At 63.2% G+C, this 19558-nt stretch carries 16 protein-coding genes; 10 read left to right on the top strand and 6 right to left on the bottom strand.

Annotated features, from left to right (window positions below):
* Nucleotides 1-65 precede the first annotated feature (65 nt).
* Both ACWHXP_RS04680 and ACWHXP_RS04685 read left to right on the top strand, forming a co-directional pair.
* Nucleotides 66-1457, top strand: a complete 1392-nt coding sequence (locus ACWHXP_RS04680) for an aminotransferase-like domain-containing protein (protein WP_489634379.1) — start codon at nt 66-68, stop codon at nt 1455-1457.
* Nucleotides 1458-1672: 215 nt separating this feature from the next.
* Nucleotides 1673-3283: a methyl-accepting chemotaxis protein gene (locus ACWHXP_RS04685; RefSeq protein WP_489623196.1), complete on the top strand. Its 1611-nt coding sequence runs from the start codon at nt 1673-1675 to the stop codon at nt 3281-3283.
* Nucleotides 3284-3349: 66 nt separating this feature from the next.
* On the opposite strand, the gene ACWHXP_RS04690 is transcribed toward ACWHXP_RS04685, so the two are convergent.
* Nucleotides 3350-4981 (bottom strand): FAD-dependent oxidoreductase, encoded by a 1632-nt coding sequence (locus ACWHXP_RS04690; protein WP_489634378.1) that lies wholly within the window; start codon nt 4979-4981, stop codon nt 3350-3352.
* Entirely contained in the window at nt 4981-6492 is a 1512-nt protein-coding gene (locus ACWHXP_RS04695) for a polyamine aminopropyltransferase (protein ID WP_286869464.1), read from the bottom strand. Before ACWHXP_RS04695 ends, ACWHXP_RS04690 begins: the two co-directional genes overlap by 1 nt.
* Before the next feature lie 54 nt (nt 6493-6546).
* On the opposite strand from ACWHXP_RS04695, the gene ACWHXP_RS04700 reads away from it, so the two are divergent.
* The 6 genes from ACWHXP_RS04700 to ACWHXP_RS04725 all read left to right on the top strand — a co-directional run bounded on the left by ACWHXP_RS04700 (nt 6547) and on the right by ACWHXP_RS04725 (nt 11224).
* Nucleotides 6547-6933: a DUF350 domain-containing protein gene (locus tag ACWHXP_RS04700; RefSeq protein ID WP_039785084.1), complete on the top strand. Its 387-nt coding sequence runs from the start codon at nt 6547-6549 to the stop codon at nt 6931-6933.
* A gap of 39 nt (nt 6934-6972) precedes the next feature.
* Entirely contained in the window at nt 6973-8010 is a 1038-nt protein-coding gene (locus ACWHXP_RS04705; RefSeq protein WP_034335119.1) for an SPFH domain-containing protein, read from the top strand.
* Nucleotides 8011-8087: 77 nt separating this feature from the next.
* Nucleotides 8088-9527 (top strand): DUF4178 domain-containing protein, encoded by a 1440-nt coding sequence (locus ACWHXP_RS04710; protein WP_489634377.1) that lies wholly within the window; start codon nt 8088-8090, stop codon nt 9525-9527.
* The gene (locus ACWHXP_RS04715; RefSeq protein WP_157845714.1) at nt 9527-9688 is read left to right on the top strand and encodes a hypothetical protein; all 162 of its coding nucleotides are present in this window, start codon (nt 9527-9529) and stop codon (nt 9686-9688) included. The genes ACWHXP_RS04710 and ACWHXP_RS04715 overlap by 1 nt, the downstream gene beginning before the upstream one ends.
* Entirely contained in the window at nt 9685-10071 is a 387-nt protein-coding gene (gene speD / locus ACWHXP_RS04720; RefSeq protein ID WP_121041987.1) for an adenosylmethionine decarboxylase, read from the top strand. Before ACWHXP_RS04715 ends, speD begins: the two co-directional genes overlap by 4 nt.
* 151 nt (nt 10072-10222) lie before the next feature.
* Complete coding sequence (locus ACWHXP_RS04725) at nt 10223-11224, top strand: hypothetical protein (protein WP_489623193.1); 1002 nt, start codon at nt 10223-10225, stop codon at nt 11222-11224.
* Between the two features lie 11 nt (nt 11225-11235).
* On the opposite strand, the gene ACWHXP_RS04730 is transcribed toward ACWHXP_RS04725, so the two are convergent.
* Nucleotides 11236-12144 carry a LysR family transcriptional regulator gene (locus ACWHXP_RS04730; protein WP_121041985.1) on the bottom strand — a complete coding sequence of 303 codons (909 nt, stop codon included), beginning with the start codon at nt 12142-12144 and terminating at the stop codon, nt 11236-11238.
* Nucleotides 12145-12396: 252 nt separating this feature from the next.
* On the opposite strand from ACWHXP_RS04730, the gene aceB reads away from it, so the two are divergent.
* Nucleotides 12397-13983 (top strand): malate synthase A, encoded by a 1587-nt coding sequence (gene aceB / locus ACWHXP_RS04735; protein WP_134222805.1) that lies wholly within the window; start codon nt 12397-12399, stop codon nt 13981-13983.
* A 143-nt stretch (nt 13984-14126) separates the two neighbouring features.
* Here the strand turns inward: aceB and ACWHXP_RS04740 are convergent, their stop codons facing one another.
* From ACWHXP_RS04740 to ispD, 3 genes are all read right to left on the bottom strand, one after another.
* Nucleotides 14127-14333 (bottom strand): cold-shock protein, encoded by a 207-nt coding sequence (locus tag ACWHXP_RS04740; protein ID WP_006464465.1) that lies wholly within the window; start codon nt 14331-14333, stop codon nt 14127-14129.
* Between the two features lie 316 nt (nt 14334-14649).
* Nucleotides 14650-15153 (bottom strand): 2-C-methyl-D-erythritol 2,4-cyclodiphosphate synthase, encoded by a 504-nt coding sequence (ispF, locus tag ACWHXP_RS04745; RefSeq protein ID WP_489634376.1) that lies wholly within the window; start codon nt 15151-15153, stop codon nt 14650-14652.
* On the bottom strand, nt 15150-15890 hold the full coding sequence (gene ispD, locus ACWHXP_RS04750) for a 2-C-methyl-D-erythritol 4-phosphate cytidylyltransferase (protein ID WP_489634375.1): 741 nt from the start codon (nt 15888-15890) through the stop codon (nt 15150-15152). The genes ispF and ispD overlap by 4 nt, the downstream gene beginning before the upstream one ends.
* A 197-nt stretch (nt 15891-16087) precedes the next feature.
* Here ispD and mfd point away from each other — a divergent pair, with 197 nt between their 5' ends.
* Nucleotides 16088-19525, top strand: a complete 3438-nt coding sequence (gene mfd, locus ACWHXP_RS04755) for a transcription-repair coupling factor (RefSeq protein WP_489634374.1) — start codon at nt 16088-16090, stop codon at nt 19523-19525.
* Nucleotides 19526-19558 lie beyond the last annotated feature (33 nt).

Consider the following 19558-nt stretch of genomic DNA (forward strand, 5'->3'; position numbering starts at 1 on the left):
CAGCAAGTCCCGACGACGCGGGCCGGGCGAGCGAGTACCTGCCTGCTTTTTGGAGAGTCTTATCCGTGACCATCCCCCAGACACTCACCCAGACCCTGGTTCAACTGATCCGTCGCCAGATCGCCGAGGGTGCGCATGCTCCCGGCAGCCGCCTGCCGTCGATCCGCGAGCTGGCCGCCCGGCATGGCTGTGCCAAAAACACCATCGTCAACGTGTTCGAGGAATTGACGGCGCAAGGCGTGGTCGAGCCCCGGCGCGGCTCCGGCTTCTTCGTCTGCGCCACGCCGCCGCGCCCGAAGGAAGAAGAGGAGGGCAGCCTGAGCCGCGCCATGGACGTGGTCTGGCTCATGCGCGAGCAGTTGAAGCACGACCCCGGCCATCTGCGCCTGGGCGATGGCTTCCCGCCGGTGGAATGGCTGCACGATGTGCGGCTGGACAAATTCCACCAGAAGGTGGTGCGCACCGGCATGGGTGCGCTGTTCGGCTACGGCAGCCGCTTCGGCTACCTGCCGCTGCGCCAGCACCTGGTGCAGAAGCTGGCGCAGCATGGCATCGAGGCCGCCACCAGCCAGATCGTGCTGACCCACGGGGCCAACCAGGCGCTCGATATCGTGATCCGCAATTTCATCCGCCCCGGCGATCGCGTGCTGGTCGATGAACCGGGCTACTACATGTTGTACGGAAAGCTCAAGCTGTCCGGTGCGCGCATCATCGGCATCCCGCGCCATGCGGACGGGCCGGATGTCGAGATCCTGGAACGCGAACTGAAGCTGCCCGGCAAGCCGCCGCTGTTTTTCACCCAGTCGCTGGCGCACAATCCCACGGCCTCGGACACCTCTCCGCACAAGGCGCACAAGATCCTGCAACTGGCCGATCGCCACGATGCCCTGATCGTGGAGAACGATGCCTTCGCCGACTTCAAGCCGGCTACCGCGCCGCGTATCGCCACGCTGGACCAGTTGCGCCGCACGCTCTACATCGGCAGCTTTTCCAAGTCGGTGTCCGCCGCGCTGCGCGTGGGCTTCATTGCCTGCCACCGTGATCTGGCCAGTGACCTGGCCGACATCAAGATGCTGGTCCACATGAGCAGTTCCGAATACTGCGAGCGCACGCTGGACGTGATCTTGTCCGACGGCCACTTCAGCCGCCACACGGCGCGCCTGCGCGAGCGTCTGGCGCACGCCACCGACGCCGCCTGCCACCAGCTGCAGCAACTGGAGGCAGAGTTGTTCTGCGCGCCACAGCAATCCATGTACCTGTGGGCGAGATTTCCCGCTTTTACGGATGCCCGGCCACTGGCGCAGGCCCTAATGGCGCATCACGTGGTGCTGGCTCCGGGCAGCATCTTCCATGTCGACCCGGAACACAGCGTGCCATGGTCCCGCTTCAATGTCGGACAGCTGTCGGACCCGCGATTTGCCGCCGCCATGGCAGCTTTGCTGGATCAGCAGGCCTGAATTCCCGCATGTTGAGGTAATGGAAGCGGGGTTTCCGTGCAGGTACGAAGAGAGCCGCCATTGCCCATCTGTTCCGGGCTTATTTGTCTTGTTCCACTTGCCCTCGCGTGCCATAGTGACGAACCACGACAGTCGCCGACTGTCGTGGTGACAACAATAATCAAGATGACATTGCGAAGTCCTCGCCCGGAGGCTTCGCTAGGGACGGAAAAGACATGAATATCCTTGGCAACATGAATATCGGCAAGCGCCTGACCTTGGGCTTTGCCGTGATCCTCGCGTTTTCCGCCATCGTGGCGGGTATCAGCCTGTGGCGACTGGAGCAGGTGTCGACGGCCACGCGCGAGATGATGAACGATCCGCTCAAGACTGAACGCCTCATGGGCGACTGGTATACCAACCTGACCGCCGGCATTCGCCGCACCCTGGCCATCGCCAAGAGCAGTGATCCGTCCCTGGCAGCGTATTTCGCGGAGGAAGCGGCGGCCTCCACCAAGAGTTCCTCGGAGTACCAGAAGCAGGTCGAGGGCTTGCTGGTCACCCCCGAAGAAAAGGCGCTGTTCCAGAAGATCGGCGAGCAGCGCAAGGTGTACCTGTCGTCGCGTGACCAGATCGTCAAACTGAAGGCGGCAGGCAACGTGGAAGAGGCCATGCGCCTGCTGGACACCGTCTTCGTGCCCGCCGCCGCGACCTACCAGAAACTGATGCGCGAGATGGTCGACATCCAGCGCAAGGATATCGACGATACCGCCAAGGAAATCGACAACATTGCGGCCCAGAGCCGGATCCTGATTGTGGTGCTGGAGGGCCTGATCCTGTTGCTGGGCATCGTGCTGGCGCGCACCCTGACGCTGGGTATCACCAAGCCGCTGCAGACGGCGGTGGTGGTGTCGCGCAAGGTGGCCGAGGGCGACCTGGCGACCCAGGTGCAGGTGACCTCGCGCGACGAGACCGGCCAGCTGCTGCAATCGCTCAAGGACATGAATGACAGCCTGCGCGGCATCGTCGCCAATGTGCGCACCGGCACCGATACCATCAGCACGGCCTCGGCCGAGATCGCGGCCGGCAACCTCGACCTGTCCGGGCGCACCGAACAGCAGGCCAGTTCACTGGAAGAAACTGCCTCTGCCATGGAAGAACTGATCTCCACCGTGCGCCAGAACGCCGACAATGCGCGCCAGGCCAGCCAGCTGGCGCAATCGGCCTCCAGCGTGGCCGAACAGGGCGGCGGCGTGGTCAGCCAGGTGGTCGATACCATGGGGGCCATCAATGCCTCCTCGCGCAAGATCGTGGACATCATCAGCGTGATCGACGGCATCGCCTTCCAGACCAATATCCTGGCACTCAACGCTGCCGTGGAAGCGGCGCGCGCCGGGGAACAGGGACGCGGCTTTGCGGTGGTGGCGTCCGAAGTGCGCTCGCTGGCCCAGCGTTCGGCCTCGGCGGCCAAGGAGATCAAGGAACTGATCAACGATTCGGTGGAGAAGGTCGGCGACGGCAGCCGCCTGGTCGAGCAGGCCGGCGTCACCATGCAGGAAGTGGTCAGCAGCGTGCGCCACGTGACCGACATCGTGGCCGAGATCAGCGCCGCCAGCGCCGAGCAGACCAGTGGCATCGAGCAGATCAACCTGGCCATCACGCAGATGGACCAGGTGACCCAGCAGAATGCAGCGCTGGTCGAGCAGGCTGCGGCCGCAGCGGCCTCGATGCAGAACCAGGCGGGACGGCTGGCGCAGATGGTCAGCGTGTTCCGGATCAATGAGGGCGAGACGCTGGTGCGCCGCGAGATCGACGTCACGCCGGCCGGGCCGACGCTGCCGCACTGAGTGGCTGCGGACCCATGACAAACGGCCCCTCGCGGGCCGTTTGTCATTCCAGCGACGGCTGCAGCGTCAGGTCTTCAGCGCTTTGAGCGCGGCCTGATAGCCCCACCAGCTGGCTTCTTCAAACAGCGAAAAACCGGACAGGTCGGCATGCGCGAAGAGGATCTTGCCGTCTGCCTGCTGCAATTTTTTCAGTCCCGCATTGCTGCGGGAACCGGGCGTGGGGATCGCCATCGCATGTGCCCGCAGCGTGATATCCACGCGCTCCACCGCAGCACCGAATTGCCAGCCATACGCCTGCTGCAAGTCTTCCATGGCCAGTGCCAGCAACTGGGCCGGCGTGGCCTGGTCCATCCAGCGCCGGGCCTGATCCGGGGCCAGATGCGTCAGCGCCACATAGGAGGTGAATACCGTCTGTTGCGGCGGATGGACGCGGATATCCTGATGGGTCGAAACGACATAGCCCAGGCCCGGTTCACGCTGGACCACGTTATCCCAGGACAGCGGTGCCTCGGGTTTTTCCTTGGGGAAGCGCTTGAGCAGGAAGTTGGCCACCAGCCACGGCGCGCGGGCCGGCAGGTGCTGCGCGGGATCGAAGCCCAGCGTGGCCATGGCCGGTGTGATGCGCGCCGCGACGAACAGCGGCATGGCGCAGACGGCCTTGCGCGCGCGCAGCAGGAAGCTGGTGGCCTGGCCATCGCGCAGGACCATGCAAAGCGCTTCGATTCCACGCGAAGTTTCTTGCAGCTGCAGCACCGTGCCGGGGCGGCGGCGCGGGCCGATGCGGCGCGCCAGTCCCTCGGCCAGCGGCTGCAAGCCCCCCGGCCAGGTCAGCCAGGCGCCGTCGGCGGCATTGGCCGCCTGGCCGCTGCGGCTGCAGAAATAATGCAGGCCGGCCCAGGCCGAGACTTGGTCGTAGCGTGCGCCGTAGTCGTCACGGCAACCGTAGTTGGCCAGCCAGTGCAGGGCAGGGGAGCGATAGCCTTCCTGCTCCAGCCATTGCCGCATGGTGATGCGGTCCAGCGCCAGCCAGCGCGGGTCGTCCGAGGCCTGCGCGGACGGCAGCATGAACGCGCGCCGGCCCCGGGCATCTCGGCTGGCGCGCAGGCTGTCCATGCTGCGATTGAAACGATCCAGCTCTTCCTGTTCGCCCGGCTGCAAGGGCGGCAGCAGGCCTTCGTACCAGTGCCCCTCGACCAGCAGCCGTTCATCCGGTGCGTGCAGCAGATAGCGTTCGTCGTAATAGGGGCGCTCGGCCTGGGCGTCGCGCAGGATCACGCCCAGGTCGGCGAGAATTTCGCGCACGTGCAGGCATTCCTGCGAGGGCAGCGGCAGATAGTGGGCCCCGGTCGGGCAGGCGTATTCACCGGCCTGGCCGTAGCGTGCTCCGGCGGCATTACCGTCGGCTTCCGGGCCGTCGATCACGAGAAAATCCTGATGGCCCGAGCGTTCCAGCTTCCAGGCTGCGGTCAGGCCGGCCACTCCCGAGCCGAGGATGGCGATGTCGGTCTCGATGATCTCCGAAGGGACCGGCAGGCGGCCGGGATGCTTGGCCAGATCGCGCAGGAAGTGGCCTTCCGCGCGGCCCGGTGCGCGGATGCCGGGATCGACTTCCCGCCATTTCTGCAGGACGCCGCCCGCGCCCAGCGTGGCCGCGCCCGCCGCAACGGCTGCGCCCAGGACGAAGCTGCGCCGCTGCATCAGCGCACCACCTGATGCCAGTCCTGCTCGAAGTAGCGTACCAGCGACTGGTTGTTGAGCCGGTTGGGCTCGACCTCCACACGCGGCATGTCGGGCGGGAAGCGGAACATCTCGGCCGTGGTGGCCCCGTTGAGATAGCGCATCGGCTGCGCATAGGTGGTGGGTGGAACGTAATCTCGCTGCGGCGAGGCCAGGATGAAGCCCCATTCACCGAAGGATGGTACGTAGAGGTGATAGGGATAGGTCTTCCATTGCGCCTCGCGCAGCGTGGCGTCGATGGACCAGTAGGCATGCGGGGCGAAATAGGGCGAAGTCGCCTGCACCACGATCAGGCCATTGGCCGAGATGTGCTTCTTGAGCACGCCGTAGAACGGCACCGAGAACAGTTTGCCCAGCGCAAAGCTGGAAGGATCGGGGAAGTCGACGATGGCCAGGTCGAAGGTCTGCGTACTGTTCTGCAACCACACGGCCGCATCGGCATTGATGACCTTCACGCGCGGATCGGACAACGCGCCCTTGTTCAGCGCCACCAGTTCCGGACGTTGGCGGAAGGCTTGCGTCATCGCCGGATCGAGATCCACCAGCGTCACCTCACGGATACCGGGATGGCGCAGGATCTCCCGGAGGGCCAGTCCGTCGCCGCCGCCCAGCACCAGCACCGACCGCGCCCAGGGCAGGGTGGCCAGGGCCGGATGCACCAGGGCTTCGTGATAGCGGTATTCGTCACGTGAAGAAAACTGCAGATTGCCATTGATGTAGAGCCGCAGATCATCCTTCCAGCGGGTGATCACCAGGCGCTGGTAGGGGGTGCTGGTGGAATAGATGACTTCATCGCCGTACATGCCGTGCTCGCCCCATTGCACCAGCCGGTCCGAGGCGGCAAAGCCGGTCCCCAGCAGGAACAGCACCAGGCAGGCCCGCAGCAACTGCCGCTGTGCCTGCTGCAGTTCGGCGCGGAAGACGTAGATGGTCCACAAGCCCACGGCCACGTTGCTCATCCCGAACAGGAAGCCGGTGCGCGTGAGGCCCAGATGCGGCGCCAGTACCAGCGGAAACAGCAACGAGACGGCCAGTGCACCCAGATAGTCGAAGGTCAGCACCGTGCTCACCAGCTCGCGGAAGGCGGTCTGGCGGGCATTGAGGGCGCGCATGACCAGCGGCACTTCCATGCCCACCAGTGCGCCGATCAGGAACACCACGCTGTAGAGCAGGATGCGAAAAGGCGCTGCCGACCACGAGAAGGAGAGAAACAGCAGCGCCGCCGAGAGGCCGCCGATCAGTCCCACCATGATCTCGATGTCCACGAAGCGCGCCAGCACGTCTTCATCCTTGACGTATTTGGAGACATGCGCGCCCACCCCCATGGCAAACAGATAGCAGCCGATGATGGTGGAGAACTGCAGCACCGAGTCCCCCAGCAGGTAGCTCGACAGTGCGCCTGCAATCAGTTCGTAGGCGAGGCCGCACGAGGCGACCACGAAAATCGACAACACCAGTATTCTGTTGATCATGAATTTTTTTATGGCTTAATATGCAGGTCTTGATGCCACCACGCGAGAATCGTTTTGCCTGCCATCCTCAACTACGCGCTTCATCTCTTGCTGGCCGCTATTCTATTGGCGGTCTTTTTCAAGGTATATACCTGGGTCACTCCTTATGATGAAGTCTTGTTGATCCGACAAGGCAACCGTGCTGCGGCGATGTCGCTGGGAGGCGCCATGGGCGGCTTCTCGCTCACCATCGCCTCCTCCATCCTGCATACCAACGATTACCAGCAATTCTTTGCCTGGGCAGCCGGTGCGCTGGTGGTGCAACTGCTGGCTTATCTGGTGACCACGCGCGGACTGCGCATTTCACGCGAACATATCGAAACCGACAATGTCGCCTTCGGTGGCCTGATGGGCACGATCTCACTGTGCATCGGGGCCATCAATGCGGCCTGCATTTCCTGACCTCTTCGTTGTTCATCCTTCATCCCCCCGGAGTACCGCATGAATCTCGGATCATTCATCAAGAAGCAATTCATCGATGTCCTGCAATGGAATGAGGACCAGGAAGGCGTGCTGGCCTGGCGCTATCCGATGCAGGATTTTGAAATCCAGAATGGTGCCACCCTGACGGTGCGCGAATCGCAGCTCGCTGTCTTCGTCAACGAAGGCCAGGTGGCCGATATCTTCACCCCCGGCAATTACACGCTCACCACCCGCACCCTGCCGGTGCTGACCAACCTGAAGAATTGGGACAAGCTGTTCGAGTCTCCCTTCAAGTCGGATGTCTATTTCTTCAGTACCCGCCTGCAGACCGGTCGCAAGTGGGGCACGCCGCAGCCGATCACGATCCGCGACAAGGATTTCGACATGATCCGCGTGCGTGCCTTTGGCATGTACTCGTATGCACTGTCGGATCCGCGCGTGTTCTTCTCGCGCATCAGTGGCACCCGCGAGGTGTACACCCGGGAGGACTTTGAAGATCAGCTGCAGGGCATCCTGCTCTCCACGCTGGCCAATTCCCTGGGCAATGCGCAGAGCGCCTTCCTTGATCTGGCGGCCAACCAGACCCTCATGGCCAACACCGTGCGCGATGCCATGGCCCTGAGTTTTGCGCAATACGGCCTGACGCTGGACCAGTTCAACATCGCCAGCTTCAATCTGCCGGATGACCTGCAAGTGGCGCTGGACCAGCGCATCGCGGCCGGCATGAAGGGCGGGCTGGATGCCGCCAAGGCCGCCGGTTATGCGCGCGTCCAGGCGGCCGAGGCAATTCCGATTGCGGCCGGCAACGAAGGTGGCCTGGCAGGACTGGGGGCTGGATTGGCCACGGGCGTCTCGATGGGGCAGGTCATGGCCGATGCCCTGGGGACTGGCGCAGCGGGTGCTCAGGGCCACGCCGCCGCCGCTCCTGCGGCCGCCGCCGGCCCGACACCCGCGGAGCGGCTGGGCCAGTTGAAGCAGTTGCTGGATCAAGGCCTGATCAGCGCCGCCGATTACGATGCCGCCAAAGCCGAGGTCCTGAAGAAACTGATCGGCTGAAGGTGCGCCTGCATTTTCCCCACATGCTTCCCGCCGGCAGGCGGGCCTGCGCCTGCCGGCGCTTCTCTGGTTGACTCATGCAGACAGCAAGCTGCCCCAATTGCGGGGCACCCACTGAATTCAAGTCGCTGGCCTCGGTCATGGCGGTGTGCAGCTATTGCCGCACCACCGTCTACAAGGACGGCTCGGCTGCCCACACGCTGGGGCAGGTCTCCGAGGTGCTCGACGATTATTCGCCCATCCAGATCGGCACCAGCGGATTCATCGAGGGCCAGGCGTTCACCGTGGTCGGACGCATCCAGCTGCAATATGACGGCGGCTTGTGGAACGAATGGGCCCTGCAGGTCGGCGATGGCCAGCAGGAATGGTGGCTCTCGGATGCCTCAGGGCTCTATACCGTGACCCGGCGCACCGCCGCCACGCAAACCTGGCCGCGTTTCGACGAACTCAAGCCGCTGACCCGCGTGGAGATCGGCGGCATCCCCCATGTGGTGGGCGATGTGCGGACCGCCCGTTGTACCGGCGGCCAGGGCGAACTGCCGCTGGGGCTGCGTGACGGATGGCAGGCGCGCGTAGCGGACCTGCATGTGGCGGATCGCTTCGTCACGCTGGATTTCTCCGATGAAGAAGTGCCGGTGCTGTACCAGGGCAAGAGCGTCACGCTGGAATCGCTCAAATGTGAATTCCTGCGCGACGACGATACCGTGCGCGCCGGGAGCTATCGCTATCAGGGCAAGCTGGGGTCGATGACCTGCCCCTCATGCGGCACCGCCATTCGCTTCCTGCCGCGCCAGACCGAACACCTGGTGTGCCAGTCCTGTCACAGCCAGATCGCACTGACCGGCGTCAAGGCCGAGGTGGTGGCCGCACAAGAGAAGATCGCGGCGGCCGCGCTGACGCTGGAACTGGGTACGCAGGCCACCATTGCCGGTGCCAGGTTCGAAGTCATCGGTGCCATGCGGCGTACCGATGATGACGAGCAGTGGACCGAATACCTGCTGCACAACGAGCGGCGCGGCTTTCTCTGGCTGGTCGAAGCCGACGAGGGCTGGAGTACCGCGTCGGTGCTCCAGACCTGGCCGGACATGTCGGGTGCGGATGGTGTCACGCAGGGCCGCTTGCGCCTGCCCTTGCAATACGAATTCGAGGCACGGGTCACTTATGCGGTCGGTGCCTTCAACTGGAAGGTATCCGTGGACGACGTCACGCGCGTGCTCCAGTACGGCAAAGGGAGCAAGAGCATGACGCTGGAAGTGACGGCAGAGGAAGCCACCTGGTCCGAAGCCAAGCCGGTCTCGCCCGACCAGCTCAAGGCCTGGCTGGGCAAGGAAGTCGCGTCCGAGACTGCGCGCGCTGCACCGGGCATGTCCTTCATGACCCTGGCGCACGTGATGGCGGTCCTCTTCGTGATCCTGAATTGCATTCCTATCCTTGGCTACGATCATTTCTGGAGTGGCCTCATTACCTTGACCCTGATCTACGCCCCGGCCTACAAGGTCGACGGGAATGATTTCTGATGAAGATCCTCTTCGTGCTCTACGCCTTGTTCATCATCGCGATCTCGACGCTGTACAACTGGGGCTCGACCAGCTTCTCCAGTTCGCGCTCGTCCTCCGGCAGCAGCTGGTCGTCTTCCAGTTCGGGCGGATCCTGGGGCGGCGGAGGCGGGCACAAGTGAGCGCCAACGCCTTCCCCGCCCGTGGCCAGCATCTGCTGGCCGATCTGGATGGCATCGACGCTGCGCGTCTGTGCGATCCCGTGGCGATCGAATCCCTCTTGCGGCAGGCGGCGGCTCATGCCGGGGCGACCGTGCTGCAGGGCCATTTTCATCACTTCGGGCCGCAGCAGGGCGTCACCGGCGTGCTGTTGCTGGCCGAATCCCACCTTTCCATTCATACCTGGCCGGAAGCGCGCTTTGCTGCGCTCGACATTTTCCTGTGCGGCGCATTGCAGGTGGAACAGGCGCTGGAGATCATCGTGGCGGGGCTTCAACCTGAACAGCTGCATCGCCAGCTGATCGAGCGTCAGGTACGCCTGCTGCCGATGGCGACGTGCGCCTGACATATCACGGGTATTGATCAGGGTTGCAGTAGTCACCCTGCAAACCAGGCTGGGCGCGGTTCCGGCGATGATCGACAAGGCCGGAATTTCGTTGGTCAGGCCATTTTCTTTGTCTTAAGATGCGCGCTTTTCATTCTGCCAAGCGTGAATCATGTGGACTGTCACTTGCCCGTCCTGCGAGAAGTTCGTCGAATTCCACAGCCTGGCCTCGACCATGGCGGTGTGCGTGTACTGCCGCGCCGTGGTCGACAGGCGCAATCAGAAGACCCGTGGCGCCTCCAGGGTGCCGGCCCTGGCAAAGGGCGCCGGTCCGCTGCCGATCGGCCGAACGGGCTGCTTCGAAGGGCGCGCCTTCAGCATCGTGGGACAACGCCAGTGGCGAGCTGGCGCGCGTGTCTGGAACCAGTGGTGGCTGAAGATGCAGGGCGACTCGCTGGAATGGCGCTTGCTGGAATCCGGGGGACGCTACGCCATCGTCTCCCGGGTCGATCTTGAGCAAGCCTTGCCGCGATTCGATCAACTCAAGCCACGCATGCGCGTGAAGTTATTCGACCGAAGCTGGGTGGTCAGTGCGGTGCGCGATGTAGCTTGCAGCGGTGGCGAGGGCGAATGGGCCATGACCCGGTCTGCTCGGCAGCGCGCGCGCATGGTCGATCTTGAGGCGGGCGATGGCGTCCTGATGCTGGACTATTCGCTCGGCGATACGCCCGTGCTTTATCTGGGAAAGCGGATGGCGCTGGAGGCGCTGATCAGTCTGCCTGAGCGCGCCGCACAACAGGATTCCGTTCCCTCGCACGGTGTGGCCACACATCCGTCGAGCGAGGACATCGAACTGAGTCCGATGGGATCGGCGCATACGTCGGTGGTGTGCTACCTGGTGATGACCCTGGGATTTTACTGGGCCAGCGACTTCATCTGGAGCATGCGCCAGACCTGGGTGTTCCTCCTGACCTTGGCCGCGGTGTATCTGCCTGCGCGCTTGCTCAAGGCGATGGGAGAAAAAGGGCAGGCCCAATCCGTGCTGCGAGGCTACGCGATCTATGCGGTCATCGTCACGTGCGTGGCCCTCGTCCATCAAATGATTCAGGCAGAGGAAGAGGACTACTCAGTCTCCTCAGGCAGTAGCTGGGGCGGCAGCGCGGGACACAAGTGAGCCGTCAGGGATCAGAGGCGCTGCTTCCAGTAGTCCGGCTGCGCATAGGCGTGCCGCAGAAAATCCACGAAGGCGCGAATGCGCAGCGGCAGGTGCCGACGCTGCGCGAAGACCGCATAGATGGAAGGGGCCGGGGCAGCGAATTTGTCCAGCACGGTCACCAGTTCGCCGGCCTCGATCGCCGCACCCACCTCCCACATCGAGCGCCAGGCCAGGCCACGCCCGGCCAGCGCCCAGTTGTGCAGCACCTCGCCATCATTGCAGACCATGTTGCCGCCGACCTTGTAGACGCTGACCTTGCCCGATTGCTTGAGCGTCCAGCCGCGCTGGCTGCCTTCGCTGCTCATGGCCAGGCAGTTGTGGCGCACCAGCTCATCAGGACTGGCCGGCGTGCCGTGACGGCGCAGGTAGGAGGGCGCAGCGACGATCACCCGATGGTTCTCGGCCAGCTTCACGCTCACCAGGTTGGAGTCGGTCAGGGTGGCGATGCGGATGGCGACGTCGATGCCTTCCCCGATGACGTCGGCGATGCGGTCGTTCAGGTTCAGCGTGAGGGTGACATCGCGGTGCTCGGCCAGGAAGGAGGGGACCAGCGGTGCCACGTGCTGGCGACCGAATCCGGCCGGGGCCGAGATCAGCAGTTGCCCGCTGGCGCGCGCGCTGCGTTCGGACACCGCCGATTCGGCATCTTCCAGGTCGGCCAGGATACGCTGGCAGTCTTCCAGGAAGGCCGCGCCTTCGTTGGTCAGCACGATCTTGCGCGTGGTCCGCTGCAGCAGTTTCACGCCCAGGCGCTCCTCCAGCGCATCCAGCCGCCGGCCTATCATGGCCGGGGCGATGCCCTCGGCGCGGGCGGCCGCCGACAGGCTGCCCCGGGCGGCTACCTCTGCAAAGGTCGAAATCTGCTTGAACTGGTCCATGCCTGCACTCTCCAAACGCCTGAAAACAGGCGGCAAAGCCGCGCCGGAACTGGTGCGGCGGGTTGCAGCCATTATCGGCTCACTTGTGACTAAAACGCAAAGATAAATTGATAAAAGCTTTCACTCATATCGATTTGGTTTAAATATACTGCGTACATAAAGTGTCTGATGCGATGCAAAAAGCTGCACGGTCTCAGGCACAATCATGAAAACAAGATCACCCAGTCCATTTTTCTTTTTGAGGAGTCCAGCATGACGCAACTGAAGCTGCCCACCGGCATGGAAATCTCCGGCGAGATCAAGCCGGGTTACGAGAACGTCCTGACCTTTGAAGCCCTGTCGCTGGTCGCCAAGCTCTCGCGCGCCTTCGAAGGCCGCCGCCAGGAACTGCTGGCCGCCCGTGCCGAGCGCGTCAAGCGCCTGGACGCCGGCGAGCGCCCCGACTTCCTGAAGGAAACCGAATCCATCCGCAGCGGCGACTGGAAGATCGCTCCCATCCCCGAAGCCCTGAAGTGCCGCCGTGTGGAAATCACCGGCCCGGTCGAGCGCAAGATGGTCATCAACGCCTTCAACTCGGGCGCGGACAGCTACATGACCGACTTCGAGGATTCCAACTCCCCGGTGTGGGACAACCAGATCAGCGGCCAGATCAACCTGTACGATGCGATCCGCCGCACCATCTCGCTGGAATCGAACGGCAAGAGCTACAAGCTCAACGACAAGATCGCCACCCTGGTGGTGCGTCCGCGCGGCTGGCACCTGGATGAAAAGCACGTCACCCTGGACGGCAAGCGCATCTCCGGCGGCATCTTCGACTTCGCCCTGTTCCTGTTCCACAACGCCAAGGAGCAGCTGGCACGCGGCGCCGGTCCGTACTTCTACCTGCCCAAGATGGAATCGCACCTGGAAGCGCGTCTGTGGAACGACATCTTTGTGATGGCCCAGAATGAAATCGGCCTGCCGCAAGGCACCATCAAGGCCACCGTGCTGATCGAGACCATCACTGCCGCCTTCGAGATGGAAGAAATCCTGTACGAGCTGCGCGAGCACAGCGCGGGCTTGAATGCCGGCCGTTGGGACTACATCTTCTCCTGCATCAAGAAGTTCAAGAACGACAAGGACTTCTGCCTGGCCGATCGCGCCAAGGTCACCATGACTTCGCCCTTCATGCGCGCCTACGCCCTGCTGCTGCTGAAGACCTGCCACAAGCGCGGTGCCCCGGCCATCGGCGGCATGAGCGCGCTGATCCCGATCAAGAACGATCCGGAAAAGAACGCCATCGCCATGCAAGGCATCATCAACGACAAGCGCCGCGACGCCACCGACGGTTACGACGGCGGCTGGGTGGCTCACCCGGGCCTGGTCGAAGCTTCCATGAAGGAATTCGTGGCCGTGCTGGGCGATAAGCCCAACCAGTTCGAAAAGCAGCGTCCGGACGTCGAGGTCAAGGCGGCCGACCTGCTGAACTTCCAGCCCGAAACCCCGATCACCGAAGCCGGCCTGCGCTACAACATCAACGTCGGTATCCACTACCTGGGTGCCTGGCTGGCCGGCAACGGTTGCGTGCCCATCCACAACCTGATGGAAGATGCCGCCACCGCCGAAATCAGCCGTGCCCAGGTGTGGCAGTGGATCCGCAGCGCCAAGGGCAACCTGGAAGACGGCCGCAAGGTCACCGCCGACATGGTGCGCGCGATGATTCCGGAAGAGCTGGCCAAGGTGAAGCAAGTGGCAGGCGATGGCCCGACCTATGACCGCGCCGCCAAGATCTTTGAAGAAATGTCCACTTCCGAGACCTTCGCCGAGTTCCTGACGCTGCCGCTGTACGAAGAAATCTGATTCAGATCCGCTTCAGCGCAAATGAAAATCCCCGCCACTCGCAAGAGGGCGGGGATTTTTTTGATGCGCATCGCTTCACTTCATCAAAGCGAAGGACGAAAAAAATCCCCGACGAGTCGGGGATTTTTTTTCAGCTTGAAAGCTTAAGCAGCCGGAACGATGTTCGAAGCTTGCTTGCCCTTCGGGCCGGTGGTCACTTCGAAGGAAACGCGTTGGTTTTCCTTCAGGGACTTGAAGCCATTCGACTGAATAGCCGAGAAGTGAGCGAACAGATCTTCGCCACCTTCATCGGGAGTGATGAAACCAAAACCCTTTGCATCGTTGAACCACTTGACGGTACCAGTTGCCATTACGGACTCCTAAATTTAATTGATTGGGGCTTGCGCCCGGCTCTTTATCGTTACTCGGGAGGAATGACAGCGAAGAACCGCACTACCAGCTCGAATCCTAACGACGCGACGATTATACTCATTAAATCGAGAATGCAAGCCATTTTCGGTACGAAACTTCCATTAAAAGTTTTAATGGCTGATTCTGGTGCTTTAGATTTCTTTCAGTGCCGGGAAATGGTGCGCAGAACCGGCTTCAATCCCTTGTCTGGTGCGGGTTTTAGCGTGTCAGTGAATGTCCTACGTGCGCCTGTCGGGAACTTTCTGACGCCGCTTTTCAGCCGTTTTGCCGGTGGATCAGCACAACCGCTTCGGTCGCAATCCCTTCTTCACGCCCCAAAAAGCCCATTTTTTCATTGGTTTTGGCCTTGATATTCACTTGCCCTTCAGAAATCTCGAGGTCGGCGGCGACGTTGGCCACCATGGACGGGATGTGCGGTGCCATCTTGGGCGCCTGGGCGATGATGGTGGCATCCACGTTGCCCACGGCGTAGCCGGCGGCGGCCAGGCGCTTGGCGGCTTCGCGCAGCAGCACGCGCGAGTCGGCTCCCTTGAATTGCGGATCGGTATCGGGGAAATGGCGGCCGATGTCACCCAGCGCGGCTGCACCGAAGAGCGCGTCGGTGATGGCGTGCAGCAGGGCGTCGGCATCCGAATGGCCCAGCAGGCCCTTTTTGTGCGGGATGGTGACGCCGCCCAGGATCAGCGGGCGGCCTTCCACCAGCGCGTGGCAGTCATAGCCCTGGCCGATGCGGAAAGGGAAGGGGGAAGAAGCGTTCATGCGTGCGGACCTTTCAGGAAGAATTCAGCCAGCGCGGCGTCCTGCGCCAGCGTGACCTTCAGATTGCGGGGGCTGCCCTCCACCAGGCGCGGACGCAAGCCCAGCATCTCGATGGCGCTGGCGTCGTCGGTGATCTCGCCCAGGCGGCCTTGTTCTTGCGCCTGGTGCAAGGCGCGCTGCAGCAGGGCATAGGGAAACATCTGCGGGGTCTGTGCCGCCCACAGACCGGCGCGCGGCACGGTCTCCTGCGAGCGGGCAGGGGCGCCGCCATCGCCGCGCTTCAAGGTGTCGACGACCGGCACCGCCAGCAAGCCACCGATTTCGTCGTATGCCAGGGCATCCAGCAGGCGATCCAGCAGCGGCGCGTCCAAACCGGGGCGGGCGGCATCATGAACCAGTACCCGGTCGGCATCGGCCACCCGGTCACGGATGGCGTTGAGGCCATTGAAGACGCTGTCCTGGCGCGTCGGCCCGCCTACCCGCAGGATGCTCACGCGTTGCAACAAATCTGGCGTCATCACGGAGTCAATCCAGCCATCCTCGGCACTGACCACCACGAAGGTATGGGCGATCCGTGGGTGGTCCGCGAAGGTCTGCAGCGCATGCAGCAGCATGGGTTTGCCTGCCAGCGGCATATATTGCTTGGGGATCTGGACGCCCATACGCGCGCCCACGCCTGCGGCGGGAATGAGCGCAAAGTGGCGGGGCGGGGAAGAAGCGGACTGCGAAGGGTTCATGCCATGCACCTGGCCCGACGCCCGCCTGGCGGCGGCTTGCGATGGGGCCTTCGTTTATAATGAGAGGCTGAATTCTAATGCCAATCCCTTGCAAGCGACCGGCATTTTGCGGCGCTGCCAGCATGGCCACCGCGGCCGGGCCTGCGCCGTTGCCTTGCTCGAATCAAGTCCAAACCAAGCCGATCCTCCCGATCCTGATGTCTTTTGACCCGAAAAAAAGCCTGCCCAAAGCAGGTGTGCGTTTCCAGCCTCCCGCCGTGCACGGTTCTGCCGATGCCTATCTGCTGGCCCAAGCCGCGCTGGCCCTCAAGGCCGAAGGCCGCATGCTGGCCGTGGTGGTGGCCGGGGCCACCGATGCCCAGCGCCTGCTGGCTGAAATCCCCTGGTTCCAGCCCAAGGAAGGCGAGCGCCTGCGTTGCCACCTGCTGCCGGACTGGGAAACGCTGCCCTATGACGCCTTCTCGCCGCACCAGGACCTGGTCTCCGAACGCCTGGCCACGCTCTATGAAGTGCAGTCCGGCCAGTGCGACCTGCTGATCGTGCCGGCCACCACAGCCTTGCTGCGCATGGCGCCGCCGCAGTTCCTGGCGGCCTATACCTTCTTCTTCAAGCAGGGCGAAAAGCTCGATGAGGGCAAGCTCAAGTCCCAGCTCACCCTGGCCGGTTACACCCACGTGGGCCAGGTCATGTCGCCGGGCGAATATTCAGTGCGCGGCGGGCTGATCGACATCTTCCCCATGGGCTCGGTGCTGCCCTATCGCCTGGACCTGTTCGGCGACACCATCGAGACCATCCGCACCTTCGACGCCGATACCCAGCGCTCGCTCTATCCGGTGCCCGAAGTCCGCCTGCTGCCGGGCCGCGAATTCCCCATGGACGAGGCCTCGCGCTTGGCCTTCCGCAATCGCTGGCGCGAGGTGTTCGAGGGCGATCCGTCGCGCTCGGCCATCTACAAGGACATCGGCAACGGCATCGCCTCGGCGGGCATCGAATACTACCTGCCGCTGTTCTTCGAAGAGACGGCCACGCTGTTCCAGTACCTGCCAGCCAATGCCATGTTCGCCACCGTCGGCGACATCGAACAAGCCATCAAGCGCTTTTGGAGCGATACCCGCTCGCGTTGGACTTTCCTTCACGCCGACCGCGAGCGCCCGGTGCTGGAGCCGCGCGCCCTCTACCTGGACGACGAAGATTTCTTCACCCTGCTGAAACCCCACGCCCGCTGGGTGCTCAAGACCGATGATGCGCCTTCGGCCATCTCGGCGCCGCTGCCCAATATCGCCGTGAACCGCCGTGCGGAAGACCCGCTGGTCAACCTGCGCAGCTTCCTGCTCAAGGGGGCCGAGCGTGTGCTGATCTGTGCCGAAAGCAATGGCCGGCGTGAAACCCTGCAGCAGTACTTTGCCGAATACGACCTGCATCCGGCGCTGTGCGATGACTGGAATGATTTCCTCTCCGGCAATGAGCCGCTGATGCTGGGCGTGGCCCCATTGCATGCCGGCTTCGTCACTGCCGGCGGCCTGGCGCTCATCACCGAGACCGAGCTGTACGCCGGCAGCGGCCGCCGCGTCGGTAGCCGCAAACAGCAGGCCGCCACCGATGTGGAATACATGGTGCGCGACCTGTCGGAGTTGAAGATCGGCGACCCGGTGGTCCACAGCAGCCACGGCATCGGCCGCTACATGGGCCTGGTCAGCATGGACCTGGGGGAGGGCGAGACCGAGTTCCTGCATCTGGAATACGCCAAGGAGACCAAGCTCTACGTTCCGGTGTCGCAACTGCACGTGATTTCGCGCTACTCCGGTGCATCGCCGGAAGATGCACCGCTGCACGCACTGGGCTCCGGCCAGTGGGAAAAGGCCAAGCGCAAGGCCGCCCAGCAGGTGCGCGATACGGCCGCCGAACTGCTGAACCTGTACGCCCGCCGCGCGCTGCGCCAGGGCCATGCCTTCCAGTATTCGGCGCATGACTATGAAGCCTTCGCCGACAGTTTCGGTTTTGAGGAAACCGCCGACCAGGCCGCCGCCATCAATGCCGTCATCAAGGACATGACCGGCGGCAAGCCCATGGACCGCCTCATCTGCGGCGACGTCGGCTTCGGCAAGACCGAAGTGGCCCTGCGCGCCGCCTTCGTGGCGGTGATGGGCGGCAAGCAGGTCGCCATTCTCGCGCCGACCACGCTGCTGGCCGAACAGCATGCCGCCACCTTCGCCGACCGCTTCGCCAACTGGCCGGTCAAGATTGCCGAACTGTCGCGCTTCCGCACCGGCAAGGAAGTCACGCAAGCCATCAAGGGCCTGGGCGATGGCACCATCGATATCGTCATCGGTACTCACAAGCTGCTGTCCGATGAAGTGAAGTTCTCGCGCCTGGGCCTGGTCATCATCGATGAAGAACACCGGTTTGGTGTACGCCAGAAGGAAGCCCTGAAATCGCTGCGCGCCGAGGTCGATGTGCTCACGCTGACCGCCACGCCGATCCCGCGTACGCTGGGCATGGCGCTGGAAGGCCTGCGCGATTTCTCGGTGATCGCCACCGCGCCGCAGAAGCGCCTGGCCATCAAGACCTTCGTGCGCGCCGAACAAGAATCGACTATCCGCGAAGCCTGCCTGCGCGAATTGAAACGCGGCGGCCAGGTCTACTTCCTGCACAACGAAGTGGAAACCATCGCCAACCGCAAGGCCGCGCTGGAGCAGCTTTTGCCGGAAGCGCGCATCGGCGTGGCGCACGGTCAGATGCACGAACGCGACCTGGAGAAGGTGATGCGCGACTTCGTGGCGCAGCGCTTCAACATCCTGCTCTGTACCACCATCATCGAGACCGGCATTGACGTGCCGACTGCCAACACCATCATCATGCATCGCGCCGACAAGTTCGGCCTGGCGCAGCTGCACCAATTGCGCGGCCGCGTCGGCCGTTCGCACCACCAGGCTTATGCCTACCTGCTGCTGCAGGATGTGCAGGGCTTGTCCAAGCAGGCGCAGCGCCGGTTGGAGGCGATCCAGCAGATGGAGGAACTGGGCAGCGGCTTCTATCTCGCCATGCACGATTTGGAAATTCGTGGTGCCGGCGAGGTGCTGGGCGACCATCAGTCGGGCGAGATCCATGAGATCGGTTTCCAGATGTATTCGGACATGTTGAACGAAGCCGTGCGCGCCCTGAAGGATGGACGCGAACCCGACCTTGCCGCACCGCTGTCGACCACCACCGAGATCAACCTGCATGCGCCCGCATTGCTGCCCAACGACTTTTGCGGCGATGTGCATGAGCGCCTGTCGCTCTACAAGCGCTTCGCCAACTGCGAGAAGGCCGACGCCATCGACGCATTGCAGGAAGAACTGATCGATCGCTTCGGCAAGCTGCCCGATGCCGCCAAGGCCCTGATCGAAACGCACCGCCTGCGCATTGCCGCCAAGCCGCTGGGCATCATCAAGATCGATGCCCATTCCGAAGCGGCGCTGCTGCAGTTCGTTCCCAACCCGCCGATCGACGCCATGCGCATCATCGAGCTGGTGCAGAAGAATCGCCAGGTCAAACTGAATGGCCCCGACAAGCTGCGCATCACGGCCAACATGCCGGACCTGAATGCCCGCGTGCAGCAGGTCAAGGCGACCATGAAAGCACTCACCGGTTGAGTGCTTTTCTGGCCGCGCCACAACGAATCCCAT

The organism is Herbaspirillum sp. Her2, from assembly GCF_057961375.1.

Excerpts from the sequence above, each read along its gene's own strand:
- mfd (WP_489634374.1), top strand. The coding sequence starts at position 16,088 with ATGTCTTTTGACCCGAAAAAAAGCCTGCCCAAAGCAGGTGTGCGTTTC.
- ispF (WP_489634376.1), bottom strand. The coding sequence starts at position 15,153 with ATGAACGCTTCTTCCCCCTTCCCTTTCCGCATCGGCCAGGGCTATGAC.
- ACWHXP_RS04685 (WP_489623196.1), top strand. The coding sequence starts at position 1,673 with ATGAATATCCTTGGCAACATGAATATCGGCAAGCGCCTGACCTTGGGC.
- ACWHXP_RS04705 (WP_034335119.1), top strand. The coding sequence starts at position 6,973 with ATGAATCTCGGATCATTCATCAAGAAGCAATTCATCGATGTCCTGCAA.
- ACWHXP_RS04690 (WP_489634378.1), bottom strand. The coding sequence starts at position 4,981 with ATGCAGCGGCGCAGCTTCGTCCTGGGCGCAGCCGTTGCGGCGGGCGCG.
- ACWHXP_RS04730 (WP_121041985.1), bottom strand. The coding sequence starts at position 12,144 with ATGGACCAGTTCAAGCAGATTTCGACCTTTGCAGAGGTAGCCGCCCGG.
- ACWHXP_RS04740 (WP_006464465.1), bottom strand. The coding sequence starts at position 14,333 with ATGGCAACTGGTACCGTCAAGTGGTTCAACGATGCAAAGGGTTTTGGT.
- ACWHXP_RS04695 (WP_286869464.1), bottom strand. The coding sequence starts at position 6,492 with ATGATCAACAGAATACTGGTGTTGTCGATTTTCGTGGTCGCCTCGTGC.
- ACWHXP_RS04710 (WP_489634377.1), top strand. The coding sequence starts at position 8,088 with ATGCAGACAGCAAGCTGCCCCAATTGCGGGGCACCCACTGAATTCAAG.
- aceB (WP_134222805.1), top strand. The coding sequence starts at position 12,397 with ATGACGCAACTGAAGCTGCCCACCGGCATGGAAATCTCCGGCGAGATC.
- ACWHXP_RS04725 (WP_489623193.1), top strand. The coding sequence starts at position 10,223 with ATGTGGACTGTCACTTGCCCGTCCTGCGAGAAGTTCGTCGAATTCCAC.
- ispD (WP_489634375.1), bottom strand. The coding sequence starts at position 15,890 with ATGAACCCTTCGCAGTCCGCTTCTTCCCCGCCCCGCCACTTTGCGCTC.
- ACWHXP_RS04715 (WP_157845714.1), top strand. The coding sequence starts at position 9,527 with ATGAAGATCCTCTTCGTGCTCTACGCCTTGTTCATCATCGCGATCTCG.